Annotated in this window: 38 protein-coding genes and 5 tRNA genes; 19 read left to right on the top strand and 24 right to left on the bottom strand. The window is 42.4% G+C overall.

What is annotated here, in order from left to right; all coding sequences use genetic code 11:
• Nucleotide 1 precedes the first annotated feature (1 nt).
• Both Q0X97_RS03950 and Q0X97_RS03945 read left to right on the top strand, forming a co-directional pair.
• Entirely contained in the window at nucleotides 2-745 is a 744-nt protein-coding gene (locus Q0X97_RS03950) for a phage Gp37/Gp68 family protein (protein ID WP_302065907.1), read from the top strand.
• 29 nt (nucleotides 746-774) lie between these two features.
• Nucleotides 775-1,194, top strand: coding sequence for a hypothetical protein (locus tag Q0X97_RS03945; protein WP_302067673.1), 420 nt, complete (start codon nucleotides 775-777; stop codon nucleotides 1,192-1,194).
• On the opposite strand, the gene Q0X97_RS03940 is transcribed toward Q0X97_RS03945, so the two are convergent.
• The 5 genes from Q0X97_RS03940 to Q0X97_RS03920 all read right to left on the bottom strand — a co-directional run bounded on the left by Q0X97_RS03940 (nucleotide 1,168) and on the right by Q0X97_RS03920 (nucleotide 4,265).
• Complete coding sequence (locus Q0X97_RS03940) at nucleotides 1,168-2,163, bottom strand: hypothetical protein (protein ID WP_302065911.1); 996 nt, start codon at nucleotides 2,161-2,163, stop codon at nucleotides 1,168-1,170. The genes Q0X97_RS03945 and Q0X97_RS03940 overlap by 27 nt on opposite strands.
• A gap of 79 nt (nucleotides 2,164-2,242) precedes the next feature.
• On the bottom strand, nucleotides 2,243-2,689 hold the full coding sequence (locus Q0X97_RS03935; protein ID WP_302067672.1) for an HAD-IB family phosphatase: 447 nt from the start codon (nucleotides 2,687-2,689) through the stop codon (nucleotides 2,243-2,245).
• Nucleotides 2,647-2,859: a hypothetical protein gene (locus Q0X97_RS03930; RefSeq protein WP_302065914.1), complete on the bottom strand. Its 213-nt coding sequence runs from the start codon at nucleotides 2,857-2,859 to the stop codon at nucleotides 2,647-2,649. The genes Q0X97_RS03935 and Q0X97_RS03930 overlap by 43 nt, the downstream gene beginning before the upstream one ends.
• A 26-nt stretch (nucleotides 2,860-2,885) precedes the next feature.
• Entirely contained in the window at nucleotides 2,886-3,503 is a 618-nt protein-coding gene (locus tag Q0X97_RS03925; protein WP_302065916.1) for a LysE family translocator, read from the bottom strand.
• A 3-nt stretch (nucleotides 3,504-3,506) separates the two neighbouring features.
• Complete coding sequence (locus Q0X97_RS03920; RefSeq protein ID WP_302065918.1) at nucleotides 3,507-4,265, bottom strand: 2OG-Fe dioxygenase family protein; 759 nt, start codon at nucleotides 4,263-4,265, stop codon at nucleotides 3,507-3,509.
• 104 nt (nucleotides 4,266-4,369) lie between these two features.
• Here Q0X97_RS03920 and Q0X97_RS03915 point away from each other — a divergent pair, with 104 nt between their 5' ends.
• Complete coding sequence (locus tag Q0X97_RS03915; RefSeq protein ID WP_302065920.1) at nucleotides 4,370-5,227, top strand: LysR family transcriptional regulator; 858 nt, start codon at nucleotides 4,370-4,372, stop codon at nucleotides 5,225-5,227.
• 262 nt (nucleotides 5,228-5,489) lie between these two features.
• Here the strand turns inward: Q0X97_RS03915 and Q0X97_RS03910 are convergent, their stop codons facing one another.
• The 5 genes from Q0X97_RS03910 to Q0X97_RS03890 all read right to left on the bottom strand — a co-directional run bounded on the left by Q0X97_RS03910 (nucleotide 5,490) and on the right by Q0X97_RS03890 (nucleotide 7,787).
• On the bottom strand, nucleotides 5,490-6,029 hold the full coding sequence (locus tag Q0X97_RS03910; protein WP_302065922.1) for a hypothetical protein: 540 nt from the start codon (nucleotides 6,027-6,029) through the stop codon (nucleotides 5,490-5,492).
• Nucleotides 6,020-6,490: a hypothetical protein gene (locus tag Q0X97_RS03905; RefSeq protein ID WP_302065924.1), complete on the bottom strand. Its 471-nt coding sequence runs from the start codon at nucleotides 6,488-6,490 to the stop codon at nucleotides 6,020-6,022. The genes Q0X97_RS03910 and Q0X97_RS03905 overlap by 10 nt, the downstream gene beginning before the upstream one ends.
• Before the next feature lie 48 nt (nucleotides 6,491-6,538).
• A complete protein-coding gene (locus Q0X97_RS03900) occupies nucleotides 6,539-6,820 on the bottom strand; it encodes a hypothetical protein (protein WP_302065926.1) in 282 nt (93 codons plus the stop codon).
• Nucleotides 6,821-6,823: 3 nt separating this feature from the next.
• Complete coding sequence (locus tag Q0X97_RS03895) at nucleotides 6,824-7,321, bottom strand: N-6 DNA methylase (protein ID WP_302065927.1); 498 nt, start codon at nucleotides 7,319-7,321, stop codon at nucleotides 6,824-6,826.
• A gap of 64 nt (nucleotides 7,322-7,385) precedes the next feature.
• Nucleotides 7,386-7,787 carry a phosphoglycerate kinase gene (locus tag Q0X97_RS03890; RefSeq protein WP_302065929.1) on the bottom strand — a complete coding sequence of 134 codons (402 nt, stop codon included), beginning with the start codon at nucleotides 7,785-7,787 and terminating at the stop codon, nucleotides 7,386-7,388.
• A gap of 622 nt (nucleotides 7,788-8,409) precedes the next feature.
• Between Q0X97_RS03890 and Q0X97_RS03885 the strand changes: the two genes are divergently transcribed.
• Nucleotides 8,410-8,880 carry a hypothetical protein gene (locus Q0X97_RS03885; protein WP_302065931.1) on the top strand — a complete coding sequence of 157 codons (471 nt, stop codon included), beginning with the start codon at nucleotides 8,410-8,412 and terminating at the stop codon, nucleotides 8,878-8,880.
• 49 nt (nucleotides 8,881-8,929) lie between these two features.
• Here Q0X97_RS03885 and Q0X97_RS03880 read toward each other — a convergent pair whose 3' ends face one another.
• From Q0X97_RS03880 to Q0X97_RS03850, 7 genes are all read right to left on the bottom strand, one after another.
• Nucleotides 8,930-9,190 carry a Txe/YoeB family addiction module toxin gene (locus Q0X97_RS03880; RefSeq protein ID WP_085360210.1) on the bottom strand — a complete coding sequence of 87 codons (261 nt, stop codon included), beginning with the start codon at nucleotides 9,188-9,190 and terminating at the stop codon, nucleotides 8,930-8,932.
• A complete protein-coding gene (locus Q0X97_RS03875) occupies nucleotides 9,187-9,435 on the bottom strand; it encodes a type II toxin-antitoxin system Phd/YefM family antitoxin (protein ID WP_085360212.1) in 249 nt (82 codons plus the stop codon). Before Q0X97_RS03875 ends, Q0X97_RS03880 begins: the two co-directional genes overlap by 4 nt.
• A 115-nt stretch (nucleotides 9,436-9,550) precedes the next feature.
• A complete protein-coding gene (locus Q0X97_RS03870) occupies nucleotides 9,551-9,955 on the bottom strand; it encodes a type II toxin-antitoxin system VapC family toxin (protein WP_085419044.1) in 405 nt (134 codons plus the stop codon).
• A complete protein-coding gene (locus tag Q0X97_RS03865) occupies nucleotides 9,952-10,233 on the bottom strand; it encodes an AbrB/MazE/SpoVT family DNA-binding domain-containing protein (protein ID WP_302065943.1) in 282 nt (93 codons plus the stop codon). Before Q0X97_RS03865 ends, Q0X97_RS03870 begins: the two co-directional genes overlap by 4 nt.
• Nucleotides 10,234-10,413: 180 nt before the next feature.
• Nucleotides 10,414-10,761: a type II toxin-antitoxin system PemK/MazF family toxin gene (locus tag Q0X97_RS03860; RefSeq protein ID WP_302065945.1), complete on the bottom strand. Its 348-nt coding sequence runs from the start codon at nucleotides 10,759-10,761 to the stop codon at nucleotides 10,414-10,416.
• Nucleotides 10,758-11,000 (bottom strand): AbrB/MazE/SpoVT family DNA-binding domain-containing protein, encoded by a 243-nt coding sequence (locus Q0X97_RS03855; RefSeq protein ID WP_302065947.1) that lies wholly within the window; start codon nucleotides 10,998-11,000, stop codon nucleotides 10,758-10,760. The genes Q0X97_RS03860 and Q0X97_RS03855 overlap by 4 nt, the downstream gene beginning before the upstream one ends.
• Before the next feature lie 518 nt (nucleotides 11,001-11,518).
• Nucleotides 11,519-12,328 carry a hypothetical protein gene (locus Q0X97_RS03850; protein ID WP_302065949.1) on the bottom strand — a complete coding sequence of 270 codons (810 nt, stop codon included), beginning with the start codon at nucleotides 12,326-12,328 and terminating at the stop codon, nucleotides 11,519-11,521.
• 42 nt (nucleotides 12,329-12,370) lie between these two features.
• On the opposite strand from Q0X97_RS03850, the gene Q0X97_RS03845 reads away from it, so the two are divergent.
• The gene (locus Q0X97_RS03845) at nucleotides 12,371-12,649 is read left to right on the top strand and encodes a type II toxin-antitoxin system RelE/ParE family toxin (RefSeq protein ID WP_302065951.1); all 279 of its coding nucleotides are present in this window, start codon (nucleotides 12,371-12,373) and stop codon (nucleotides 12,647-12,649) included.
• Between the two features lie 9 nt (nucleotides 12,650-12,658).
• Nucleotides 12,659-12,952, top strand: coding sequence for a HigA family addiction module antitoxin (locus Q0X97_RS03840; protein ID WP_302065953.1), 294 nt, complete (start codon nucleotides 12,659-12,661; stop codon nucleotides 12,950-12,952).
• Nucleotides 12,953-13,100: 148 nt separating this feature from the next.
• On the opposite strand, the gene Q0X97_RS03835 is transcribed toward Q0X97_RS03840, so the two are convergent.
• On the bottom strand, nucleotides 13,101-13,310 hold the full coding sequence (locus Q0X97_RS03835; RefSeq protein ID WP_232005234.1) for a Cro/CI family transcriptional regulator: 210 nt from the start codon (nucleotides 13,308-13,310) through the stop codon (nucleotides 13,101-13,103).
• Between the two features lie 112 nt (nucleotides 13,311-13,422).
• On the opposite strand from Q0X97_RS03835, the gene Q0X97_RS03830 reads away from it, so the two are divergent.
• The 5 genes from Q0X97_RS03830 (at nucleotide 13,423) to Q0X97_RS03810 (ending at nucleotide 16,528) form a co-directional block, all read left to right on the top strand.
• Complete coding sequence (locus tag Q0X97_RS03830) at nucleotides 13,423-14,055, top strand: LexA family transcriptional regulator (protein ID WP_302065959.1); 633 nt, start codon at nucleotides 13,423-13,425, stop codon at nucleotides 14,053-14,055.
• A 313-nt stretch (nucleotides 14,056-14,368) separates the two neighbouring features.
• Entirely contained in the window at nucleotides 14,369-14,548 is a 180-nt protein-coding gene (locus Q0X97_RS03825; protein ID WP_302065961.1) for a hypothetical protein, read from the top strand.
• A 388-nt stretch (nucleotides 14,549-14,936) separates the two neighbouring features.
• Entirely contained in the window at nucleotides 14,937-15,371 is a 435-nt protein-coding gene (locus Q0X97_RS03820) for a DUF29 domain-containing protein (protein WP_302065962.1), read from the top strand.
• Between the two features lie 81 nt (nucleotides 15,372-15,452).
• Nucleotides 15,453-15,728: a hypothetical protein gene (locus Q0X97_RS03815; protein ID WP_302065964.1), complete on the top strand. Its 276-nt coding sequence runs from the start codon at nucleotides 15,453-15,455 to the stop codon at nucleotides 15,726-15,728.
• Between the two features lie 293 nt (nucleotides 15,729-16,021).
• A complete protein-coding gene (locus tag Q0X97_RS03810; RefSeq protein ID WP_302067671.1) occupies nucleotides 16,022-16,528 on the top strand; it encodes a hypothetical protein in 507 nt (168 codons plus the stop codon).
• On the opposite strand, the gene Q0X97_RS03805 is transcribed toward Q0X97_RS03810, so the two are convergent.
• On the bottom strand, nucleotides 16,470-17,114 hold the full coding sequence (locus Q0X97_RS03805) for a hypothetical protein (protein WP_302065969.1): 645 nt from the start codon (nucleotides 17,112-17,114) through the stop codon (nucleotides 16,470-16,472). The two genes, Q0X97_RS03810 and Q0X97_RS03805, sit on opposite strands and share 59 nt — an antisense overlap.
• A 151-nt stretch (nucleotides 17,115-17,265) precedes the next feature.
• Here Q0X97_RS03805 and Q0X97_RS03800 point away from each other — a divergent pair, with 151 nt between their 5' ends.
• The 8 genes from Q0X97_RS03800 (at nucleotide 17,266) to Q0X97_RS03765 (ending at nucleotide 21,211) form a co-directional block, all read left to right on the top strand.
• Entirely contained in the window at nucleotides 17,266-17,448 is a 183-nt protein-coding gene (locus Q0X97_RS03800) for a hypothetical protein (protein WP_302065971.1), read from the top strand.
• 105 nt (nucleotides 17,449-17,553) lie between these two features.
• On the top strand, nucleotides 17,554-18,084 hold the full coding sequence (locus tag Q0X97_RS03795; protein ID WP_302065972.1) for a TrbM/KikA/MpfK family conjugal transfer protein: 531 nt from the start codon (nucleotides 17,554-17,556) through the stop codon (nucleotides 18,082-18,084).
• Nucleotides 18,085-18,256: 172 nt separating this feature from the next.
• Nucleotides 18,257-18,646 (top strand): hypothetical protein, encoded by a 390-nt coding sequence (locus Q0X97_RS03790; RefSeq protein WP_302065974.1) that lies wholly within the window; start codon nucleotides 18,257-18,259, stop codon nucleotides 18,644-18,646.
• Between the two features lie 36 nt (nucleotides 18,647-18,682).
• On the top strand, nucleotides 18,683-19,021 hold the full coding sequence (locus Q0X97_RS03785) for a hypothetical protein (RefSeq protein ID WP_302065976.1): 339 nt from the start codon (nucleotides 18,683-18,685) through the stop codon (nucleotides 19,019-19,021).
• Nucleotides 19,014-19,445 (top strand): hypothetical protein, encoded by a 432-nt coding sequence (locus Q0X97_RS03780; protein ID WP_302065977.1) that lies wholly within the window; start codon nucleotides 19,014-19,016, stop codon nucleotides 19,443-19,445. The genes Q0X97_RS03785 and Q0X97_RS03780 overlap by 8 nt, the downstream gene beginning before the upstream one ends.
• Nucleotides 19,446-19,709: 264 nt before the next feature.
• Nucleotides 19,710-19,967, top strand: a complete 258-nt coding sequence (locus Q0X97_RS03775) for a lipopolysaccharide heptosyltransferase (protein ID WP_302065979.1) — start codon at nucleotides 19,710-19,712, stop codon at nucleotides 19,965-19,967.
• 6 nt (nucleotides 19,968-19,973) lie between these two features.
• Nucleotides 19,974-20,303, top strand: a complete 330-nt coding sequence (locus tag Q0X97_RS03770) for a helix-turn-helix domain-containing protein (RefSeq protein ID WP_302065981.1) — start codon at nucleotides 19,974-19,976, stop codon at nucleotides 20,301-20,303.
• Nucleotides 20,225-21,211 (top strand): site-specific integrase, encoded by a 987-nt coding sequence (locus tag Q0X97_RS03765; RefSeq protein ID WP_302066155.1) that lies wholly within the window; start codon nucleotides 20,225-20,227, stop codon nucleotides 21,209-21,211. The genes Q0X97_RS03770 and Q0X97_RS03765 overlap by 79 nt, the downstream gene beginning before the upstream one ends.
• Before the next feature lie 75 nt (nucleotides 21,212-21,286).
• Here Q0X97_RS03765 and Q0X97_RS03760 read toward each other — a convergent pair.
• The 5 genes from Q0X97_RS03760 to Q0X97_RS03740 all read right to left on the bottom strand — a co-directional run bounded on the left by Q0X97_RS03760 (nucleotide 21,287) and on the right by Q0X97_RS03740 (nucleotide 21,913).
• A tRNA-Leu gene (locus Q0X97_RS03760) sits at nucleotides 21,287-21,376 on the bottom strand.
• 147 nt (nucleotides 21,377-21,523) lie between these two features.
• Nucleotides 21,524-21,597, bottom strand: a tRNA-Cys gene (locus Q0X97_RS03755).
• A 46-nt stretch (nucleotides 21,598-21,643) separates the two neighbouring features.
• Nucleotides 21,644-21,719: transfer RNA gene (locus Q0X97_RS03750), tRNA-Gly, on the bottom strand.
• A 21-nt stretch (nucleotides 21,720-21,740) separates the two neighbouring features.
• A tRNA-Gly gene (locus tag Q0X97_RS03745) sits at nucleotides 21,741-21,816 on the bottom strand.
• Between the two features lie 21 nt (nucleotides 21,817-21,837).
• Nucleotides 21,838-21,913, bottom strand: a tRNA-Gly gene (locus Q0X97_RS03740).
• Nucleotides 21,914-21,978 lie beyond the last annotated feature (65 nt).

Here is a 21,978-nt window from a genome sequence, read left to right as displayed (position 1 = left end):
TATGGCCAACAGCAATATCGAGTGGACGGAACGTACATGGAATCCCATAACCGGCTGTACCAAAATATCGCCCGGATGCAAAAACTGCTACGCCGAATCAATGGCGAAGCGTTTGCAGTCCATGAACACGCCCGGTTATGAAAACGGTTTTGCCCTTACCCTGATGGAAGGCCGTCTGAAAGAACCCGCCGATAGAAAAAAGCCGGCGGTTTATTTTGTGAACTCCATGTCCGACACGTTTCACGAAGACGTACCGTTTGCCTACATCGACCGTATTTTTGAAACCATCCGGCAAACACCGCAGCACACTTATCAGGTGCTGACCAAACGGGCGGAAAGAATGGCGGAATACTTCGCTACGCGAACCGTTCCCGAAAACGTATGGCTCGGCGTATCGGTAGAAGACCGGCGTTACGGACTGCCCCGGATCGAACTGCTGAGGAATATTCCGGCAACCGTCCGTTTTATTTCCTGCGAACCGCTGCTGGAAGATTTGGGGCCTTTAAACCTTGCAAACATCGAGTGGGTTATCGTCGGCGGGGAATCCGGCTCCAAAGCAAGACGGATGTTCCCTACTTGGGCGGATAACATCCGGCAACAATGCGAAGCTGCCGGAGCCGCGTTTTTCTTCAAACAATGGGGCAGCTGGGGAGCAGACGGCATAAAGCGCAGTAAGCGTGCCAATGGATGTTTGCTCAATGGGGAACTTCGACAGGAGTTTCCTAAATTATTATTCGGCAATTAAGCAAACTAGAAATCAAAAAGGAATCTGATATGAAAAACAAATTACATCAATACACCACAAATTATATTTTTGATTCAACACTGGGGCGAGATGAAATAACCCCACAGTGTGTAGCCAAACTTAATCAATTGACTACATATCTTGATAAACATCTGAACGGGATTGATAAAATCCATTGGGATTTTTACCGTTATAAAGATGGTTGTTTTTCTGCGGTGGACATGCACGGATTAAACGGAGAAACCTTTTCTCTGACGCTGGCGGTAGGAAGAGAGAATGTTTGGCCCTCTGAGCTTTTTGAGAGATTAAAAAAAGCTGAGGATGCGGATATTCAAATGCTGGATACAGTCGATATTCATAAGTTGGTCACTTTCATCCTTCATCAGTACGAGCTGGATACTTGTATATCTGAAAACAATCAATTATGTTTTTTTAGGCGTACCAATTAATCTAAAAAAATTCAAATCAGAGATGGTTATTTGTATTTCCTTCCAACCGGAATCAAATTTATACTCAGTAACGATGTTAGGCTTTGGTATAAAATACGCGGTCAAACTTTCAAATTTCTCATGATTGTTCAATATATCAAGCAGAGCATTACGATGGCGGTATTCGCGTATTTGCTCTGGTGATATATAAATAGTGACTGCTAGCTCATTTATTTTCGCCCAGAACTTAACTCTAAAACCTGTTCCATATTTTTTTATTCCATTATTGTTGGAAAGCTGGCCAAATAATATGCAGTCATACTCATGTTCTTCATTGTCCAGTATTAATGCATATTTGATTAACCGAAAATACTTATAGAAATTGGTATCTCCTAAGCCTATTACGTGCAATGGGATTTCTTTTAAGTCATTTAAATTTGGCAGTACTTTTGCAAGTTCATAGTGATATTGGCAAATTTTTTGAAAGGAATGAGTTGTTCTTCCATGGCTGCCCGTATGTATTTTGTCTTGGGACTGGGAAGAGGGATTGACTGTATTTGAACCCAAAACAGTTACTGGACTGCTTTCTGTACGAACCCCGGTATCAGGTTCATAAGGTGTGTATGTTGTAATCCAGTCAGAAACTGTATTGTAAGTTTGTTGCCGGATTACAGCTAAACGTTCTGTTTCACCCGGGTGTGGAGATGGGTGGCTCAGGTAATTATGCATGATTACCCATTCACAATCGGGATGATGTTTATATTCGTGATTTTCTCGGAAATGCATTGCATTTTGCTGTTGAGAGATAGGTTTATCGTAGTTTACCCCTATTATTTTCACACCCTTTTCCCTGCATCTAGGGTCAGAGCACAGAAACTCAAATCTTTTATAAGGTGCTCCTCCTCTCATAGATTCTTCATGAGCACGGTCAATGTCTACTACATCTCCCAATTCAACGCAGTATGCTTCTGTAATTTTAACTTTCCTCATGCGTCAACCTCATTATTGTTTCTAAAGGATAATTGATAAATAACTTGTAAATACTCAATAAAGAAATACTTCATATACCCTATTCTAATTTTCCTTTTAAATATTCTGTTATCTGATCATAGTTTCGTACTACTCTAAAATTTGGGAAAGCCATCAACAAAGCCTGTGGAGAAGGATTAAACAAAAAGCCATCATCTGCATAGTCAAGCATAGTGAAATCATTAAAAGTATCGCCTATCGCAATAGAATAAGCGTTTCGCTTCTCTTTTAATATTTGTTCCAAGACTTCATATTTCCCTTTTTCTCGCATATAAATCGCGTCAGTAATATACCCCGACTCATCACATATAAAGTGGTTAGGATAAATATTACATATTCCCAAATTTTTAACGTTATCCCCAATAATTTCCACAAAGGCATCAGTAACAATATAAATGTCAAAATGCATTTTTTGTAAGGATTTTACAAAGTCCAAGGCACCATCTAGTAGCTTAATTTGTTTAGATAACGTGGATAGATGTTGCAATTGGACATTGTTTTTTTCAGTATTTTGATTCTTTCACTAACCAATTTTTTAAAATCAGGTTCTTCTCTAGTAGTTTTGCCCAACTCCGGCAATCCAAGCTTGTGTGCATAAATTTCCCAAATCTCGGGATACAGGACCCCTTCCAAGTCTAAAAAAGCAAAACGTTCCATAATATTTTCTCCTTGTTTAATTTCGCTCAAAACGGAATTGATGAAAATATCAGCATTCCACCCAGCAAAATTAAAATTGCTCCGATAAAACGGTTAACATATTTCTGTTTTTGCAATAATCTATTTCTAATTAATGGGCTGGATAACACCTCCGCTACAAATACAAACCAAATTAGATGTGCAATAGACATAAATGCCCCATACCCTAATTGGATGTAAATAGAAGTGGTTGGTTTTACTATTTGAGTAAACGTACTCAATACAAATAGAGTTGTTTTGGGATTTAAAGCATTTGTTACAAAACCATTTTTAAATGCTTCGATATCACTAAGTGTCTTTGATGAGGCATTTAAATCCACGGTTACGTTGTGATGATTAAATGTTTTAAATCCGATATAAACTAAATAAATTGCGCCCAATATCTTTATAAAATGAAACAATGTAGGAAATTTGAGCAACAATATGCTGACACCTAGAAGTGTGTAACCTACATGGATCCAAACGGCAGAAGCTATACCTAAAGATGTCAATACTCCTGCTCTCCTGCCATGCAGATAACTGTTTCTAGTGACCATGGCGAAGTCCCCACCGGGACTGATAACCGCAAGTATGGTAATTAAGGCTACGGCTATGAGTTCTTGCATGACTTAATCCGTTTCTTTAAAGGTGATAACTAATATATCTCGATATGCTTCGCCTTCAATTGCTGAATGTTTGTAAACAGGAGATACACCGTGGAATACTTTTGTATCATCTACAATAGCGATATCCAAAGTATCCATTAAGGTAAATTGTGCTAATGGTTGTTTATCTAAATCGTAAATTGTCGTTTCTCCACCTTGAACGTTATTTCTTTTAACCATCGCCATTAAAACGTATGAAACGCCATCACGATGGATACCTTCGGGCGTGGGTAATCCGATAACACCTTCTTTAGCTTTTATACGGAACTGATGGATCTCAATAAAATAGTTTGTAGGTTTAAGCCCTGAAAATAGTAGGTAGGCAAATTTCATCAATCCCTCAAACACCTCATTTTTTAACACTTGTTCAGGGATTTCTTTAAAGTATCTAGCTACCCCTCCATTTAGCTCATTGTAATATTTTGTTTGGAAATGTGGTTGGTACAGTAATAGGCACACCGAATTGTCGGATACCGACGAAGCGAAAACCGCATGTGTTCTTTCACGATATTTACCTCCATCAGCCATGAAAGTGTCTTCTTCTAAATTGAACCAAGTGTTGATAAATTCATTTATTGATTCTTTAGAAGGATAATGCAGTAGAATCTCTCCAATAATCTGTCTTGCTTGTTCTGAAGGAATGTGTGAGAAATAGTTACTTTTAACTTGCTCTTTGATGGTTTCAATAGATGAAGAGTTCGATTTAATATTTTGATATATCATAATAATTCCTCGCTTTGAAATTGTATGAGCCATTATGTGCGAAGAATTTTGCTCCAAAATTTAAACTAAAAAAATCGAATTATTATCTTTTCATGTGTGAGATTATGGAAAACATTAGACGATTACCACTTAATGCACTCAAGTTTTTTTATTTCGTTGGAAAATATGGAAGTCTAGTTGCTGCTTCGCAGCAACTTCATGTAACACATGGTGCGGTAAGCAAGCAATTAAAGCTTCTAGAAGAGCACTTGAATGAAACATTATTTGTTAAGCAAGGCCGTAATCTCCGACTTTCTTCTGCAGGATTAATATTATATGAATCCTGCCAGTACATTTTTTCAGAACTCCAAAGCACATTAACTAAATTAGATCATGGTAAAGATAAAGATTTGGTGGTCTCGTGCGAACCTACTTTGGCGATGAGATGGTTAATTCCTAGAATTACTCGTTTCCCAAAGGAGTTTGGCTTTAATGTGGTGATTTTAGCGGCTGGGGGGAAAGTAGATTTTCATCATCAAAAGATTGATGTGGCTATACGGCGAAATGACTTTTCATGGCCTAAAACAATTTATTCGGAATTTTTGTGTAATGAAAGAATGGGGCCGGTACATATCCCTTCACTTGCTACGGATACAAAAAAGTTGCATACATACACACGCCCTCATGCATGGAAAGATTGGGAGAAGTGTCATGGAAATAAATTTTCATGTAAAGAGAATATGTTTTTTGAACACTTTTATCTATCCATTCAAGCTGCAATCGCGGGACTGGGAACCGCTATGGCTTCTGAGCTGATGGTCGAAGACGAAATAAAGCAAGGAATATTAATCGCACCTTATGATTTCAAGGAGGATGGATCTGGATATTATTTGCTATCAGAGATAGCTTTTGAAACTGATTATCGCAGAATTAAATTTTTATCTTGGTTGCGAGAACAAATGAATGATTTTATTGGGGAGTAGCATACATTAATAATAAATAAGAAAAAAATGATGATAATTCCCGCAGGAGGGGGCAAGTCGGGCTTGGGCTTGCCGGTTGCGTAGGTTGCCGCAGGTGCCGGAGCGGTCGGCATGGTCAAGTCCGGCTTGGGGGCGTGGGGACGTTTCGGGCGGAGGTACGGAGCCGGGAACGGGGCTGCTGCGGGCTGGATTTTGACAAACGGGTTTCCCATCTGCCATATTCAGGCCGTCTGAAACCGTCTTTTTCAGACGGCCTGCTACATCAAAAATTAAAGATTACTTGCTCAATTGTCCACCACGTTTTAGGGTATGCTTCTCTAAATTCGTCAATTTCCCATAGATTTTCTTCATCATCAATCCCTGTATCATAGATAAATTTTCCATCAGAGCCTATGAAATGTGTTGCTCTTATACAACCATTTCTAATACTGGCCTCCACATTGGCGACATTTTCAAGCATCAACAGATTAGTTAAAGCTACCGTATCCAGCCTTGTATTAGGTGGAATATCCCCTTTCAGGCCGTCTGAAAACAACTTGTCATACGTTGCGCGGGGCAATAATGAAAATGTTTCCGTCATAGTACCGACGCTGTAATCCTCACATGTTTGAGCCAGTAAGTCGTAAGTAAAATCGGAACTGCCTTTTAAGGCCGAAGCAAAAATTTCTATGCAGTCGTCCGCGGTTAAACCATCGTTTAAACTGTCCATATTGCGCCACATCGTCATAAATACTTCCCGCATTTGCTTCGGGTGAAGTTCTGATATTTGAGTGAGAATATGGTCAACATTGTTTACTTGCATTGTTCCGCCTCCATAACTTCTTTAGCCTTTTGAATCCCTTTCGCTGCAATCTCTTTTTCAAACCATGCTGCGGGGTCGGTGTAAAACTGATTCGGCATGTTTAAATACACACCAAAATCAATCATCGACCAATCGCAATACCAACGTGCATCTATATAAAGGTTGCCTTTGTAGTACACCTCTATAAATGTACCGCGTATTTTGCAAGTCTCGGCCGCGCTCTTACTTTCAATATCCGCGGTCATGTGTACCCGCCCGAATTGTGTGTCAATTTCTTGCAAGGGTTTTAAATGTTGCATCAGCCGTAAATAACGGTCTATATCGAACGTAACCGTTAAATCCTTATAAACACAAATATCCCCATCATCATCAGCCCATATATTGTCTTGTAGTCCTTCTTCATCTAAAAAAATAACTATCTCGCGCGTACCTGTATATCCATATTGAAAGTGGTATTTCATCGCTACTTCCTTTCTTTTCAGACGGCCACTTAAGGCCGTCTGAAACAGTCAAAATAAAACAAGCTGTTCCTCAAGCGTAAACATGCGCTGTGGAATTACCGTAATCAGATTTTCTTTGCTTTCTGCGGCTTCTTTCTTGTCGGCGGATATTCTGTCTGCCATTGCCTGACCGAAGCCGCCGAGTATCCAATCGGCAGTACACCAAACTGCCCAAAATTCGTTCGTCAAACTGTTGCCATGCACAATCTTGGCAGGGATACGGTATAACTCACATTGGATAAAACACATCCAAACGCACAAGGCATCAATATCAATTCCGATAGCGGCCATGTGCTATGCAGGTGTGTAGCCCAGCTCAGAAACTTTATCGGCAAAAGCAATCACATTCGCCCCGCTGCCGCAGGTAGGCTCTAAAACGCTTACAAATGGCTCGGTTTTCAGCTTTTCGGCCAAATCCTGATTAACAATGGCCGCCATCAGTTTGCTGATGTTGTAAGGGGTAAAATATTGCCCGCTGTTTGGGTTGCCCAAACCTAAATCCATATACAGGCAGCCTAAAATATCGGCAAATAAGCCTTGTTCTCTGTGGCTATGGGTTTCAACAATCAATAAGCCCAGTATTTCAGCAAACCGCTTAAAATCACTTTCCGCATACTGTTTGCGGATTTCGTGGTAACGGTTCTCCCGATGCTCCCATTTATCGTCAAATGCGTATTGGTTAATTAATACAATGGCGGTTACTTCAATAAAATCCCTGAATAAATCCGCAACCCGATAGGCTGTACCAAACGACTGAAACAGTCTGACAATCTCTTTATTGATGTCGGCCATACCGTTTAATCTCCGTTGTGTCGTTCAGACGGCCTCAACAGGCCGTCTGAAACATGGTTAACGATTACCACCAACTGTCATAAAAGACTGCCAAGCCGTTTGCTATGGCTTCGCGGGCGGCTGCAATAAATTTCTTGGTCTCTTCTATGTCTTCGGGGTACACCTCTTCTCCACCGAAGAAAAAGCCCGGCGTATATTCCAATTCGTCGTTGTCCAACGCCTGCTCCAACCGTACCAAGTCCGCTAACTCCAGCCTTACCGTTCGGCAGTTAAACACTTCGTCTTGCCCGCCTTTTTCTCTGTAAAGCTCTTCCATCCAACCATGCAGATGATTAAATTTCCGCCAGTAGGCAATATCGGTTAACTGCGCTTGCTCGCGCTCTTCATCGGTTTGCGGCATTACATCGGTTTGTCGGTCGCCCGCAAACTCGGCGCGCATGGTGTAGCCGTACATGTCCAATCCCATAGTCATTCCTTTCATGCGAAATAATTAACAACACACAACCATCGGGGGCGGTCGCCGCCGTGTTGTGATGTCGTTAAAAATTTCAAAGCGCAAAAAGTCCAGACTGGCTTTGTGCGGCTTTCATCTTTGTCCGGTGCGCCCCTAGCGGCGTGGTGGGAAAGGTGGAAGACGTGCAAAGACACTCGTCTTGGTCTGGACTTTTTGCGCTTTGAAATTTAGACATCTGGAGACAACACGGCGGCGACCGCCCCCGATGGTTGTTTACGGGACAGCCGCCTGCGGCGTTTCCGCCTTGGCGGAATTTTTTAAAACGCTTTAGGGCGTTTTTTGGCACTCGTTGCCTATCCTGCGTCTAGTTTTAAAATTGGTTTATTTGGGAAATTTTGCGTTTTTAGCAGGGGTGAGGTACGCGCGGACTTAGATAGTAACGTTTGCAATTTTAGATTACATTAGTTACAAATAGTTTTATATGGATATTAATTAGATGATGATAGATATTGATTAGATTGTTATTGGTATTTATTTGATATTTAGCTAGACAAAAATAGATATTAATTGATATATTTATAGATAAATATAGACTTTATTGGATTAATTTAGATAATAATTGGATAGGATTAGTATGCCGAAAATATCAGCAGCCGAATTTATTCAAGCTCATCAGAAAAGAGGTAGAAGTTCAAAGCTGGAACCGTACCGAGAAGATATTCTGCTGCTTAAATCTCATGGTTACACCCAGCAGCAAATACTAGATTTTTTGAAGATGAATGGCATTACTGTGGGGATGACTACGTTAAACTGGTTTATCCGTAGCCGGACAGAAACTGATGAAAAAAAATCTGTGCGGCAGAATCAGAAAATTCCTAGTCAGGCGTCTTCGGAAAAATCGGAGATAACCGAGAGTGTCCTGACAAAAAATCAGCAAGAAGAAGTGCAAAAAACGCAACTAGATGTAGCCCAACAAACTGTAAAAATCTCTGGTAATGTTAAGCCAACAAATGAGGCTAATTCAGAATCCCCTGAAACTCCGCCGGGTGAGCCTCGGAAATTTAAATTTAAACCTTCTGAAGTTGATGCGAAAAATTTGATGTAAATAAGGCCGTCTGAATCTTTTCAGACGGCCTCTTCAAAAAAACTTGTACCTAACGTCCATAGTGAAAGCGGCAAGCATAAACTGTTACCGTATCTTCTTCTACGGAGTAAACCAGTCTGTGTTCCCGATCTATCCTACGCGACCACAAACCTGATTTCTGATGCCTAAGTGGCTCCGGCTTACCGATGCCTTTAGGGTGGTTGATTTTAATATCGTCCAACAGAACTTTAATCCGTTCCACCTTGCGTCCATCATGCTTTACCCAGTAGGCTAAGTCCTCTGCTGCATCTGCGGTAAAGCGGTGTTTCATAATTCGACATCCACAAACTCGCCACGCTCGGCTTGAGCCAAAGAATGCTCCAAACGGGCAGCATTGGTCGGGTTGCCAAACAGATAAAGCGTTTCCATAATTGAGTTGTACTCTTCTTCCGACATCAAAACACAATTGCCACCGTTGCGGCGGGTAATATGTGTAACGACATGATCATCACACACTTTGGTCATGATGTTGGCCAAGTCTTCTCGAGCAGCGGTGTAACTGACTACATTGTCCATTTTTCATCTCCAAATTTAGGTATGATTTTATTGTACAGGTTATATGTACATATATCAATTCTACTAAAAAAGCCGCCCGAAACCTTTCAGGCGGCTTTTCCATCACAAAATAACCTTATTTCAACAACAACGCCGGCCTACCCAGTCTGTTTAAGATGCCAACCGCTTTTTTATCAAAAGTGGCAAATTTTTCCGCACCCAACCTGCTGCCAAGATATTCATTCACCCCATCAGCAAAATCGCCGCCGTTTTCCATTACAGACAGTCCTGCTTCAACTTCATCTTCCTGCACGACTAAATTCGGCACTGAGCCGATAAAGTTTCTGAGCTGGGCTACTACCGTTTCTGACGGTATTTTATAAGCCCTAAGCAAAACCCACACCGTTTCCATCCATACTGAGGTCGGAATTACAATCTCATCATTAGCCTCAAATAAACGGATAGCCGTCTCCTGCTGGTTTTTATCGTCACCGATAAACAATCTGACCAATACATTCGTATCAACAGCCAAACTGCTCATACATTTTTCTCCAATCCTGCAATTCCTGATTCAGCGGCAGCGTCCGCAATTGCCTCATTTATTTCTTCAACGCTTAAGTGCACACCGGCAACATTTTCCATACAACCGGCAAAATCACGGGCAGATTTTAATCGGTTTTGTTTTGCCCTGATTCTGAGTTCTCCGCCAGGCAGTTTTAACACCTCTAACTCGTCACCAGTACCGATGCCTAGGTGCTGTAAATACTCTTTCTTAAACGTTACTTGATTTTTCGCAGTAATTTTCAAAGTCGTCGCCATAACTGCTCCTTTTCATTTTCATTCTAAAGTAAGGCTTATTATACCTTACTTTTAGTCTGAGTCTTATCGAATTTATTCACAAATACACATGTGATCCTTATTCAATTAATTGTAGTAAAAGGACTTTTTGGTTATGAAAAAGCCGTCTGAATCTTTTCAGACGGCTTCCAATCACCATTTTCAATCAAGTTCCAAAATAGCCGCAATGCGGGATAAAACATCTTGCACTACGTAATCAGGGACTTTTTCTTTCAACGCTGCTTTTCGTGCCTTCCAGTCAAGAGATTTGAGCTGGTGGCAATGAATATTTCCTTGAGTATGGGTTCCGGATCCGAGCAGGCTGGAAAGCATCCCTCTAGCGGCTTCGGCTTTACCTTGTGAAATTGGGCAGGCAAAAACCAGTCCCATCGCTTTGTTAAATGCTTTGGCCGATACCACCAAAGCAAAATGATCTCCCTGCATTTCCTTTCCTGATGCCGGGTCAAATCGGAGATGAATAATATCGCCTTTTTCCGGGATATACGTCATTTGGCAATCTCCTTGCCAACATCCGGCATTTCTTCCCACCCTTCAACACGAGAGACATCACCTTGCATCTCTGACAGCAATTCAGACAGCTTATATCGTGGTCGTTTCACTGCCTTAATCACGATAGTTTGCCCTCTGACTTCGGTTTGCAGTTCATCACCAATTTGCAAACCGAGCTGGCTAATAATCTCTTTGGGAAAGCGCACTGCCGCGCTGTTTCCCCATTTCTGTAACTTCATACTGATACTCCCATTGATATGTATCTACATTGTAGATACTTTGGATTTGGGTGTCAAAAATATGCCTTCCAAAACCAACTTATCCACAAAAAATCTGAATATCCCGCCTGCTAAACACTTTAAACGGTTATTTCCAAAACAAAAAAAGAATTGCACAAAAAATCATCAGGCCGAATGGCCTTATTAATATCTGTAAGTGATCTCTGATGTGATCTCTGTATAGATATTGTCCTCGGCGTACAAAGTTCTTTGTTCAATATGTTCAGTGTACTTTGTACAATATGTACAAAGACATGATTTAATTGAATAAATTGTAGCAATAGAAAAGGCCGTCTGAAAACGGATACCACCGGTTTCAGACGGCCTCAATACCCGAATTTACGAAAAAAGCATAAAAAAACGGCCAATGCAGTGCATCGACCGTATCAAAATGCCTTTGAATCGCTCAAAAGCAGGGTGAAAACCATTTGTTTAAGACGTTTGGGTAAAGACAAGGCGCGGTATGGCGTCAGGTCTTATTAGCCTGATTTCATACCGCCTTTTTTCAAATAGTTTTGTATTGCTTGATACCCGTCATTACCTGATAGATCAGGTTTTGAGGGCGGGGGTTTGTCGGGCTTTTCTTGCTGTGGAGCGTACTTCTGACGCTCTTTTGCAGCTGCCTCCAGTTCTCGCCGCGTGCGTTCTTCCTGTGCTTTCAATGCCGCTTCAGACGGCCTGTTCGGTTGGTTGTTATCGTTATGATAAAAACCTAACCAGCCTTTAAGAATACTCCGCTCCATAATGGGGCGAATATCGAGATTTTGATTGTGGAATGCCGCCAATTGCTTAATGGCGGTTTTTTTTGCCCCTGTGCCCGCTTTTTTACCGGCCTCAATCCGCATATCGAGATAGTTGTGCCACAAATCCAGCGGAATGAATTTCGGCAGTCGGTAATTATCTCGGTCATAGTGATAGCGGCTGTTCGCCTCGGGAACGGGAATGCCCCGCAATTCGTAGATTTTGGCCAACAGCACTTCACAATTGAGTAGCCAGTGCATCTTACCGTGGACACCGCTACGCCGATATTGCACCAAGCCGAGCTTAAGCAGGGTGCGGCGTACTTTTTCATAGCCGCGCCGTGTCAGACCGAGTTCCTGCTTCAAATCCGCAGCGGTCTTGTAGAGCCAGCCGCACCGCTTCGGCTCTTTATCGGCCACATCGCTCCACCAAAATAGATTAGATAGAAACGAGGCCGCCTGAAAATCATGTGCGCACACGGGCATAAACTCGTCATAGATCTGGACGAATTTTTCGCTTAGGTGTGGGCGCAGGTCAGCGATAAGCATTTAATGATTTCCGTTTAACGCTATGCGTTATATAATATATCCATGATTCAAACTTTTAACTGCAAACATACCGAGCAACTGTTTCAAGGCCGCTGCCCATTGAAATTCAGGGCTATCCGAAAGACGGCGGAACGCAAGCTGCAAATGTTGGATTCTGCTGTTACCGTGGATTTTCTGCGTTCCCCGCCCGGCAACAGGCTTGAAGCACTCAAAGGCAGCCGTATCGGACAGTTCAGCATCTGCATCAACGACCAATGGCGGGTTTGCTTCCGTTTTGAAAACGGACATGCCTACGATGTTGAAATTGTTGATTACCATTAAGGAGCCACCATGAATAACCAGATGAGACCCATACACCCCGGCGAAATTTTGCGCGAAGAATACCTGATTCCGCTGGGCATGACGGCCAACGCCCTGTCTGTCGCCCTGCATGTGCCCGCACCGCGCATTAACGACATCGTGCGCGAAAAGCGGGGCATCAGTCCCGACACCGCCTTGCGGCTTGCCCGCTATTTCGGCGGCGATGCACAAAGCTGGCTGAACCTGCAAAACGCCTACGATCTGAAAATGGCGGAACAGTCTCTGAAACAGGAAATCGACCACATTATCCCCATGCAGGCATAAACAACCGCAACAACCGCCATACAACGGAGCCGTAACAGGCTCTGTTTTTTTATGTGCGTATAGGGGTATAAACTCGTCATAGACTTGCACGAATTTATTGGTTAGGCGTGGGCGCAGTTCAGAAATAAGCATGGAAAGCCACTCTCGTTTACGGCTTCTTTGCTTTTAAGACTTCTTGTACTTGATATAGACGGGGATTTATTTTTAGTTTACCCCCCGTCATCCTTTGAATGCGGTATGCCTGTTTTTCGGGGACTATCTCTTTCCACTGAGTAACTGCCGAAGGGCTAATACCTAACGCCCTTGCTACCGCGATTTTAGTTCCATAAAAGTCGATAACATCTTTCGTAAGCATCATTGAACTTTCTTTTTTAAGTTTGCTTAAATTATATGTATAAAGAACACTTAAATCAACATCAGTTAAGATAACTTAAACCTTGAAAAATTGAGAGTTGGATTTGATTGTGCAGATGAAAACTATCGGTGAGCGAATTCGTAAACTTAGAAAAGATATGAATTTGACCCAACAAGACTTAGCGAAAAAATTGAAGGATGTATCCCATGTTGCTATCTCACAGTGGGAATCAAATACAACCAAGCCTAATGCTGAAAATTTATATGAGTTATCAGCTTTATTTGGTTGTGATTTTGGTTGGCTTTTAAAAGGCGGTGAAGGAGAGACTACAAACGTAAAACTAATCTCGAGCATTACCGCCACACAAATTCCTATTTTGAGCTACGATGACATTAGAAATCTTGATGTTGCAACTCCTTTTATACCAATAACAGGAGACTTCATCATAAGTGAACTGAAAAATTCAGAATCAACATTCGCCTTTACTCTAAAAGGTGATTCAATGGCAAACGAGTTTTTAGAAGGAGATACTATTTTCATTGATATTGCTGTGAAACCCGAGCCTGGCGAGTTTGTATTAGCACGAGTTGGAGATGATGTATTGTTCAGAAAATATAAAATTGACAATATTGGGCAGTTCAGTCTTCAGCCATTAAATCTTGACTACCCAACTATCTCTTCAAATGAAGCAGAAATTCAGATCATCGGAATATTAGTTGAGCATAGAATTTATCGAAGAAAAAGATGAATTTAACTTCAATTAGATTCCATGTTCATCTAAATTCTGTAATTTCAATGACTTAAAATCACTTTTTTATCATATTCATAAATATTGATTCTTTTATAGCCGTCTAAATCACTTTAGACGGCTTATTTATTTATCAAATTTCCTTTTTTTTCAGATAGATATGTTTATAATTTAAGTATTCTTAAAATAATTCTTGCGATTAAATTTAAGTTATCTTAAAATTAAGTCAACGGGTAATGCCGAATAGTTCTTTAACAACTCGAAATCGTAGCAACCGGCCTTCGGAGCCGTGCCGTTCCTTATTTGAAAACCAATGCAGGCTTCACTCAGGAACAACGCGGCAGGCGTAGAAAAGGCTTCGAGCCTTTGGGTAAGCAAAACCGCTGAAACGGTGGGAGCACAAACGGTTGCTGGCGGCATTCAACACGCCACCAAAAGAAAAGCCGCGCATCCGGGTAGCGCAGTGAAGCGTCCGGTAACAGGCGGCTGTTGAACGTATTTGACAATCGGGGCGTATCCCCGATGCGGAGCGATAATCTACGGACAAGCTCCAAACTACATACTGATTTTTTGAGGCTGCCTCTTGGCGGGCAGAATCAGGGCTTTACCGCCCTCAGTGTGCCGATGATGCACACTCTTTAGATGCACACTCTTTATAAGACGGTCTCGCACACCGTCTTAGGTCTGTACCCAGACCCAAGCCCGTTTGTTAAAGCGGGCTTCCGTGTGGGTATTTTACACCGAATTTTTGAGAAAGTAACGAAAGTTATTTTTATGACGGTTTAATTGAGCCGGATAAGTAGATTTGCAAACCCATTGATTTTTATAAATATGATATGATTTAACTAATACAGGCATTTGATTTTAAGGAGGAATGAACAATGTCGACTTCTTATGAAACCGACTTCGCCGCATGGGCTGCCGAGCAGGCAGGCCTGTTGCGGGCGGGGTTGGTAAACAATATTGATTTTAGGAACTTGGCCGAGGAAATCGAGGATATGGGCAAAAGCGAACAGCGGGCTTTGGAAAGCCGTTTGCAGGTTTTGATCTGCCATTTGCTGAAATGGAAGTTTCAGCCTGAACGGCAGGGTAATTCTTGGAAAGCAACCATTAAAGAGCAACGGCTTAAGATTAAAAGGCTTCTTGCTGAATCCCCCAGCTTGAAAAGCAGGTTGGAAGATAGTGAATTTTGCTCAGATGTATGGTCATACGGCGTGGCTGCTGCATTACGGGGAACCGAGTTGGAAAACACCTTCCCCGAACAGGCGATTTGGAGTATGGCCGACATCTTAAATGACGAGTTTATGCCCGAATAATTCAGACGGTCTCAATATTGAAAAGCCCGCTTATATTAATAAGCGGGCTTTGCTTTTGGGAAACGGATAGCGGAGCATTTTATGAAAGACGAAATAAGATTGTTGCGAGACAAAGCCGACGAGATCACTGTGTTCTATGAGCAGAAAGTTGGCGGTTATTTGGCATTGGGTGAAGAGCTTTTCAACATGAACCGTGAAAATGTGGAAGAAAGCATTGCTCTTGCCGGTACTGCTAATCGTTATCGACACAAGTTTGCATGGTACTTGCTCGATTCCCCGCTGATTAAGGAACTCGATATCGATATTGAAAAAGAAGCTGCTGATTTCAAAGCGCAATTCGTAGATTTTTTTAAGTAGTTTTAGCAGGCCGTCTGAAAGATGATTTTCAGACGGCCTCACCATAACGGAGGTTGGGGCTGAATCCCATTCGGCAGGGAGGATGCAGCAAGCGACTCGGGTGTGGCCTCCGTTATGTTTTTTCGCACACCACAGTTCGCCTTTGGCAGGGCGTTAACGCACTCAATCAGCCTTTTAGAGTTCGACCTGCTCCGGCCGAAAGGGGGTGGGAAGACGCTTACAGACCTCGCGTCCGGTTCGGGCGGGTGGAAGGCCCGCTTTTCTGCTTACCATTCGCCCTAAAGGAGATTGCGATGTCCATGCATTTTAAATACGATTTAAAAAAAGTACCACGTGTTCAATATGAGAATTATTTTGCAGGTTTAATATTCGGTATTTTACCGATTATTGTTTCCTGTCTGTTTGATAAACACTTGCTGTTCGGTTTTCCGTTCGGGAGGGAAACGGCAGCGTATTATTTCTATATCGGCTTGATGATCTTTTTCTTAGTCGACATGCTTTTTCTTACTTATTCCTACACAGACGAAGATCAGGTATTCCGCTTTGGGCAAAACGGCTTCTACTGGGATAATGGCGCAATTATTGGGAAAGAGACGTTCTACCGGCCATCTGAAAAAATCTGCCGTATCACATTCAGCCGCACGGGCAGATTGGAATTGACGGATAGTCTTGGCAAAACCTTTACGGAAGACAGGTTGAAATATAGTGAGCAGGCAGAACAACAACTTGCTGAATGTTTTCCTATGGCTTGGGAGCAGGATATTCCCTCAATTCCGTCTGAAATAAAGACTGAAAAATAAATTGATAGCAGGCTTCGCTATTTTTACGAATGGCATATCCGTTTTGTATCATTCCGCAATCTGAATACCGGTAAGCATCCAGCCATAGCAGCCATAAATCGTATTGCTCCACTTTTCGGTAGGCGTAGCCCAAAATAACGATAAGTAGGAGGCATGAGCCTGAATAGATAGCATAACGAAAGGAAAGAATGATGCTCCCTGAATGAAATGCTTGACATGCAAATTTGATTGATTGGCAGAATAAAGGAATACACAGCAAAACGGTACAAGCAATACAAGCTGCCCACGCAGTAACTGAAAAATCAAGATTTTCCTTAAAAATTCCATATTTGTTATTGAAGTGCCAAGTTGCAATCATCTTGGTTACGAAAAACGACATTGCGGAGCAAATGAAAAAACCTACTACCCTGCGAACTTTAAAAATAATTTGCTTACGTTTTTGAAAAAAAGTCCATACTGAAAAGATCAAAAAACCGCAATGGGCAAAAACGATATTTCCGTTCATGCTGAAGTAGTAATAAAGGATAAGCACTAAAATAATCGCTATGCTTTCGCATAACGTAGGTGCGTTTTGATATTCTTTCATGGGCGTTTCCTGTTTTGTGTAAAGAGAAGATGTGGAAATCCAATCTTAACACGGACATTGAAACGCCCGCCTTACAACAAAGGCCGTCTGAAACCATGATTTTCAGACGGCCTTTTTTCATCCACCAATTTTACGTAAAAGGAGAACGACTATGTTCAATATACCAATCCGCAAGCCTGTGCCGGTATCGGTTATCGGTACTTACGATTCACTCGAAGCCGCATCGCGGCAGGTTGACCTATTTATGCTGAAAAACGATCCTGATGCCTGCGCGAATATCGTGCCGGCCGAAAAAGGAACCGGCTACACGGTGCAGGCAGTTAAATGGCAATAAAAAAACGCTTTGTTTCCAAAGCAGCCTCTTGTTTAAAAGGATAATCATCCATAGGGGTATGGCGATTACCCTTTCTTTGCGGAATTAAGTCAATTGGAGTTATCAATGAAGAAAATCCTTGCAAGTTTGGCGGCATCAGCCGCTATTTTTACATCTCTCCCGGCTCAAGCGGGAGATGTACTGACCGGCGACACCAAGCTGGCGTGTGAAGCCATTCTGTGTTTATCCACTGGCGATCGACCGCATGAGTGCGCGGCGTCAATTAAACGTTATTTTGACATCCGGCATAAAAAATTCCACAAAACGCTTGAGGCACGCCGGAACTTCCTGAATCTTTGTCCGAGCAGCAATGAACAAAACATGCCCGACTTGGTAAACGCATTGGTCAACGGTGCCGGCCGTTGCGATGCAGCCGAGCTTAATCGCGTTAACCGAGTGACTTATACAGAAAAAATCCCCGACAAAATCGGGCGGCGCAGCGATTGGGATTACAAATATGTGACTAAAAGCTATATCCGAAATGCAAAACCATCTTATTGCAACGCCTATTTTGAACACGGTTGGACGACCGTGGGCGAAAAAGTGAAATATGTCGGCAATGAAAAAGAAGGCGGGCGTTGGGTAGATATGAAATAGTTCACTCGGCTCCGGTTTCATTCCTCCATCCAACCCTACCGGAGCAACTTCAACCGGCGGAGTTAGCATTCTCCGCCGGTCTTTTTACAGACTAAAGCGCGCCTGATTTAGGGCGTTTTTTAATGTGTAAAAAGATTGGCCGCTGGTGGCCGTTTGATAAAAGGAAATAACAATGAAAGAAGTTCATTTGATTGTTCAGGGCAAGGGTGGTGTGGGCAAATCTTTGACGGCAGCCTTGCTCGCTCAGTATTTAAAAGCGGCGGCTAATGAGGAAATCCCCGTTTACTGCTTCGATACAGACCCTGTGAATCAGACGTTCAGCCGTTTTACTGCTTTGCAAACCGAAATGATAAAAATTATGACGGCAGATAACATCATAGACACTCGTCGTTTCGATAGCTTGATCGAGAAGATGATTGAGGCTGACGGCATGGCTGTAGTGGATAACGGAGCGGCAACTTTTGTACCTTTGATGTCATATATGGCAGAGAATCATATGGACGAACTTTTGAAAGAGAGCGGGGTTCGCATGATACTGCATGTGCCTATAATGGGCGGGTAGGCACTTAGAGACTGTATTTTCGGGCTTCAGCAAACATTGGGCGCTATTGATGCCGAAGTGGTGGTTTGGTCAAACGAATTTAACGGAGATGTCAAATCACCGGAAGGAAAAAACTTTACCGATCTACCTGTCTATAAAGACAACAAAAACAAAATTATCGGCATCGTTTCCCTTCCACGGCGCAATCCCGACACATTTGGTAAAGACATACAAGCCATGACAGCTGCCAACCTTACTTTCAATGAAGCTGACGCATCGCCTGACTTCGGCATTATGACTCGCCAACGCCTGCGTACAGTTCAACGCGACTTATTCGCACAACTAAAAAATCTTCCCATTTGGGTGAATCAGCAAAACGGTGCGGTCGATGAGTAGTAAAACTGACCACATCATATCTGAAGTATTCCGCCTTACCAGTCTTCGTATCACCAAAGATGATCCGGTAATGGCGGTTCTTCTTATGCAACAAAAGATGTTTGATGAAGCTTTTGCACAGCTTTCATCTCATCAAGAGCAATACGCCGAAGCTATTGCCGCCCATGCCGAAAACATCACGGCAGCCGCTGCAAAACTTGAAACCTACCGCGAACAGCTTTTGATTGAGCTGGCTCAGCAAGCCAACAATCAAATACAGGGAACTGAAAATCGTGTGTATGCGTCGGTTTCTGAACGTGTTGTAAGGGACGTAGAGGCTGCTAATGCGGCCTTTATAGACCGTCTGAAAAAGCTGTTGATGTTTGTTTCTGCGGCTTGGGGTATCGGATTGCTGCTACTGGTCGGGGTTGTCGTTTTTAAATAGCCCGTAGTAAGGAGTAGAGCATGAAGATTGTTGCAAATTTTTTATTGTCCGTAGGTTTTGGTTTACAGGTATTGTTAAGTCTGCTTTATATCTTAAATGGTACGATATTTAAGCTAGAGAATATTGAATTCTTATTAAACATAGGTTTTTTGAATACTATATGGATTACTGTTTGTTTAATATATTCTTTAGATCGCTCCTCTTAAAAGAAGAGTAATGATTTATAAATACCCAAAGTCTTACCTTACTTTTTGAGGTGTATTTATGCTAAGCGAAGCTACTCCAAGTATCCGTACCATTAAAACACAGCCCGGCTTTACTCCGCCGGAGAACAACTATCCGCACTACCGGCTGTTGCCGGTACAAACAGAAACAGGCAGATTTTACTGCCTGTTTTTTTACGTCAGCCCCAAGATTTTTTTGATACTCGAGCCGAAAATAAAACGGCATCTTGCCATTGGAAAACTGGCCGAATTTCTAAAAACAGCAACGTACACGGTGTATGAAACAGTATATGAGTGAACCGCTATGAATACATATGATGTTGAAGAGGCTGCTGCATATTGCAAATGCCATCCCGAAACGATTCGAGAGCATATCCGTGAAGGCCGTCTGAACGCCTCAAAACCGGGACGGAAATATTGCATTACACAGCGTGCACTTGACGCATTCCTTTCTAATCAAGAGAATGAGCAATTGCAGGCTTCACTTGCTAACAGGAGTGAAGAAAAATGCTTAAAACTGAAGGATTATATCGCCGTGGGAACGGTGTCTGGTACATTGACTTTACAACACCCAGCGGAAAAAGAGTTAGACGCTCTGCTCGCACAAAAGACAAAAAATCAGCCGAAGAACTGAGAGATAAACTCAAGCATGATGCTTGGCGGGTTTCCCAACTTGGCGAAAAGCCCAAGCGTTTATGGGATGAAGCCGCTTTAAAGTGGCTTAAAGAAAAGGCGGCAAAAAGAAGTATAGATGACGATAAGTCAAAAATACGAATGCTGACACAATTCAGAGGCGTTTATTTGCATCACATTGATAACGAGTTCGTGATGAATGTGGTAGGCAATCTGAAATGCAAAGACAGCACGAAGAACCGCTATTTATCTCTTATCATTTCTATTTTGAATGCAGCTGCAAAAAAATGGAAATGGATAGACAAAGCACCTTTCATTGAAAAATATAAGGAGGATGCAGGGCGAGTACGCTGGTTAAAGCCTGCTGAAGCTCAAAGGCTTATAGTGGTGGCAAAACCACGATACTTTGCTGATTTGATTATATTTAGTCTCAATACTGGTTTAAGACAAAGCAATGTTTTAAATCTTAAGTGGGACCAAATAGATTTAGATCGTAAAGTTGCTTGGTGCCATCCTGATGAGATGAAAGCTGGGAAAGCTTTGGGTGTTGTTTTGAATGATGCCGCAATTGAGGTTTTAAAGCGGCAGATAGGAAAACATTCCGAGTACGTTTTCGTAAACAAACGTGGAAATCCTATTGTTGGTATAAATAGTAGGTACTGGAAGAGAAGTCTTGAGTTGGCCAACATAACAGATTTCACATGGCACGATTTGAGACACACATGGGCAAGTTGGTTAGTTCAACGCGGAGTGCCATTGAGGGTGTTACAAGAGATGGGTGGATGGAAAACACTGTCTATGGTTCAACGCTATGCTCACCTGTCGTCGGAGCATTTGCAGTCACATGCTCAAATACTGTCTGATTTGGTGAGCCATTCGCAAAATGACGACACAAATTTGTCACAGTAACTTTAACCGGAAAGATTTTGCTTGAGGATTATTTGATACGAAAAGATAATTTTCTTAGGAAAATCATGATGGTTATGGTGCCCGGAGCCGGAATCGAACCGGCACGACCTGTTTAGGGTCGACGGATTTTAAGTCCGTTGTGTCTACCTATTTCACCACCCGGGCTTTATCTTTTATATCTGTTTGTTTAGATATCAAAGATAAATATCTTTGGAGGCGGGGGCGCGGATTTTAACCGGCCTGTATAAGGGTTGCACCCCTTATCGCATAAACACTCTGCCACCCCGCCATGAAGGGATGTATTTGAAAATATGGAGGCGGGAGTCGGAATCGAACCGGCGTAGACGGCTTTGCAGGCCGCTGCATAACCACTTTGCTATCCCGCCTTAAAGCTATTCAAGCCGCTTAAGTGGTGTAAACGGCTTGATATTGTGGAGCGGGAAACGAGTCTCGAACTCGCGACCTCAACCTTGGCAAGGTTGCGCTCTACCAACTGAGCTATTCCCGCTTGGATTCAAATGTAAGCTGTTGGAGCGGGAAACGAGTCTCGAACTCGCGACCTCAACCTTGGCAAGGTTGCGCTCTACCAACTGAGCTATTCCCGCTTGGATTCAAATGTAAGCTGTTGGAGCGGGAAACGAGTCTCGAACTCGCGACCTCAACCTTGGCAAGGTTGCGCTCTACCAACTGAGCTATTCCCGCTTGGGTTTTGCTTCTGCTTGTGGGCTTAGGCAAAAGAGAAAGCTATTATAGTATCTGAAAATTTA

The organism is Neisseria sp. MVDL19-042950 (assembly GCF_030504625.1).
Classification (GTDB): Bacteria; Pseudomonadota; Gammaproteobacteria; order Burkholderiales; family Neisseriaceae; genus Neisseria.
The sequence above is the reverse complement of the archived record's forward strand: the minus strand, read 5'-3'. Positions and strand labels throughout refer to the sequence as shown.

Excerpts from the sequence above, each read along its gene's own strand:
- Q0X97_RS03950 (WP_302065907.1), top strand. The coding sequence starts at position 2 with ATGGCCAACAGCAATATCGAGTGGACGGAACGTACATGGAATCCCATA.
- Q0X97_RS03945 (WP_302067673.1), top strand. The coding sequence starts at position 775 with ATGAAAAACAAATTACATCAATACACCACAAATTATATTTTTGATTCA.
- Q0X97_RS03940 (WP_302065911.1), bottom strand. The coding sequence starts at position 2,163 with ATGAGGAAAGTTAAAATTACAGAAGCATACTGCGTTGAATTGGGAGAT.
- Q0X97_RS03930 (WP_302065914.1), bottom strand. The coding sequence starts at position 2,859 with ATGGAACGTTTTGCTTTTTTAGACTTGGAAGGGGTCCTGTATCCCGAG.
- Q0X97_RS03925 (WP_302065916.1), bottom strand. The coding sequence starts at position 3,503 with ATGCAAGAACTCATAGCCGTAGCCTTAATTACCATACTTGCGGTTATC.
- Q0X97_RS03920 (WP_302065918.1), bottom strand. The coding sequence starts at position 4,265 with ATGATATATCAAAATATTAAATCGAACTCTTCATCTATTGAAACCATC.
- Q0X97_RS03915 (WP_302065920.1), top strand. The coding sequence starts at position 4,370 with ATGGAAAACATTAGACGATTACCACTTAATGCACTCAAGTTTTTTTAT.
- Q0X97_RS03910 (WP_302065922.1), bottom strand. The coding sequence starts at position 6,029 with ATGCAAGTAAACAATGTTGACCATATTCTCACTCAAATATCAGAACTT.
- Q0X97_RS03905 (WP_302065924.1), bottom strand. The coding sequence starts at position 6,490 with ATGAAATACCACTTTCAATATGGATATACAGGTACGCGCGAGATAGTT.
- Q0X97_RS03900 (WP_302065926.1), bottom strand. The coding sequence starts at position 6,820 with ATGGCCGCTATCGGAATTGATATTGATGCCTTGTGCGTTTGGATGTGT.
- Q0X97_RS03895 (WP_302065927.1), bottom strand. The coding sequence starts at position 7,321 with ATGGCCGACATCAATAAAGAGATTGTCAGACTGTTTCAGTCGTTTGGT.
- Q0X97_RS03890 (WP_302065929.1), bottom strand. The coding sequence starts at position 7,787 with ATGGGATTGGACATGTACGGCTACACCATGCGCGCCGAGTTTGCGGGC.
- Q0X97_RS03885 (WP_302065931.1), top strand. The coding sequence starts at position 8,410 with ATGCCGAAAATATCAGCAGCCGAATTTATTCAAGCTCATCAGAAAAGA.
- Q0X97_RS03880 (WP_085360210.1), bottom strand. The coding sequence starts at position 9,190 with ATGAAACACCGCTTTACCGCAGATGCAGCAGAGGACTTAGCCTACTGG.
- Q0X97_RS03875 (WP_085360212.1), bottom strand. The coding sequence starts at position 9,435 with ATGGACAATGTAGTCAGTTACACCGCTGCTCGAGAAGACTTGGCCAAC.
- Q0X97_RS03870 (WP_085419044.1), bottom strand. The coding sequence starts at position 9,955 with ATGAGCAGTTTGGCTGTTGATACGAATGTATTGGTCAGATTGTTTATC.
- Q0X97_RS03865 (WP_302065943.1), bottom strand. The coding sequence starts at position 10,233 with ATGGCGACGACTTTGAAAATTACTGCGAAAAATCAAGTAACGTTTAAG.
- Q0X97_RS03860 (WP_302065945.1), bottom strand. The coding sequence starts at position 10,761 with ATGACGTATATCCCGGAAAAAGGCGATATTATTCATCTCCGATTTGAC.
- Q0X97_RS03855 (WP_302065947.1), bottom strand. The coding sequence starts at position 11,000 with ATGAAGTTACAGAAATGGGGAAACAGCGCGGCAGTGCGCTTTCCCAAA.
- Q0X97_RS03850 (WP_302065949.1), bottom strand. The coding sequence starts at position 12,328 with ATGCTTATCGCTGACCTGCGCCCACACCTAAGCGAAAAATTCGTCCAG.
- Q0X97_RS03845 (WP_302065951.1), top strand. The coding sequence starts at position 12,371 with ATGATTCAAACTTTTAACTGCAAACATACCGAGCAACTGTTTCAAGGC.
- Q0X97_RS03840 (WP_302065953.1), top strand. The coding sequence starts at position 12,659 with ATGAATAACCAGATGAGACCCATACACCCCGGCGAAATTTTGCGCGAA.
- Q0X97_RS03835 (WP_232005234.1), bottom strand. The coding sequence starts at position 13,310 with ATGATGCTTACGAAAGATGTTATCGACTTTTATGGAACTAAAATCGCG.
- Q0X97_RS03830 (WP_302065959.1), top strand. The coding sequence starts at position 13,423 with ATGAAAACTATCGGTGAGCGAATTCGTAAACTTAGAAAAGATATGAAT.
- Q0X97_RS03825 (WP_302065961.1), top strand. The coding sequence starts at position 14,369 with ATGCAGGCTTCACTCAGGAACAACGCGGCAGGCGTAGAAAAGGCTTCG.
- Q0X97_RS03820 (WP_302065962.1), top strand. The coding sequence starts at position 14,937 with ATGTCGACTTCTTATGAAACCGACTTCGCCGCATGGGCTGCCGAGCAG.
- Q0X97_RS03815 (WP_302065964.1), top strand. The coding sequence starts at position 15,453 with ATGAAAGACGAAATAAGATTGTTGCGAGACAAAGCCGACGAGATCACT.
- Q0X97_RS03810 (WP_302067671.1), top strand. The coding sequence starts at position 16,022 with ATGTCCATGCATTTTAAATACGATTTAAAAAAAGTACCACGTGTTCAA.
- Q0X97_RS03805 (WP_302065969.1), bottom strand. The coding sequence starts at position 17,114 with ATGAAAGAATATCAAAACGCACCTACGTTATGCGAAAGCATAGCGATT.
- Q0X97_RS03800 (WP_302065971.1), top strand. The coding sequence starts at position 17,266 with ATGTTCAATATACCAATCCGCAAGCCTGTGCCGGTATCGGTTATCGGT.
- Q0X97_RS03795 (WP_302065972.1), top strand. The coding sequence starts at position 17,554 with ATGAAGAAAATCCTTGCAAGTTTGGCGGCATCAGCCGCTATTTTTACA.
- Q0X97_RS03790 (WP_302065974.1), top strand. The coding sequence starts at position 18,257 with ATGAAAGAAGTTCATTTGATTGTTCAGGGCAAGGGTGGTGTGGGCAAA.
- Q0X97_RS03780 (WP_302065977.1), top strand. The coding sequence starts at position 19,014 with ATGAGTAGTAAAACTGACCACATCATATCTGAAGTATTCCGCCTTACC.
- Q0X97_RS03775 (WP_302065979.1), top strand. The coding sequence starts at position 19,710 with ATGCTAAGCGAAGCTACTCCAAGTATCCGTACCATTAAAACACAGCCC.
- Q0X97_RS03770 (WP_302065981.1), top strand. The coding sequence starts at position 19,974 with ATGAATACATATGATGTTGAAGAGGCTGCTGCATATTGCAAATGCCAT.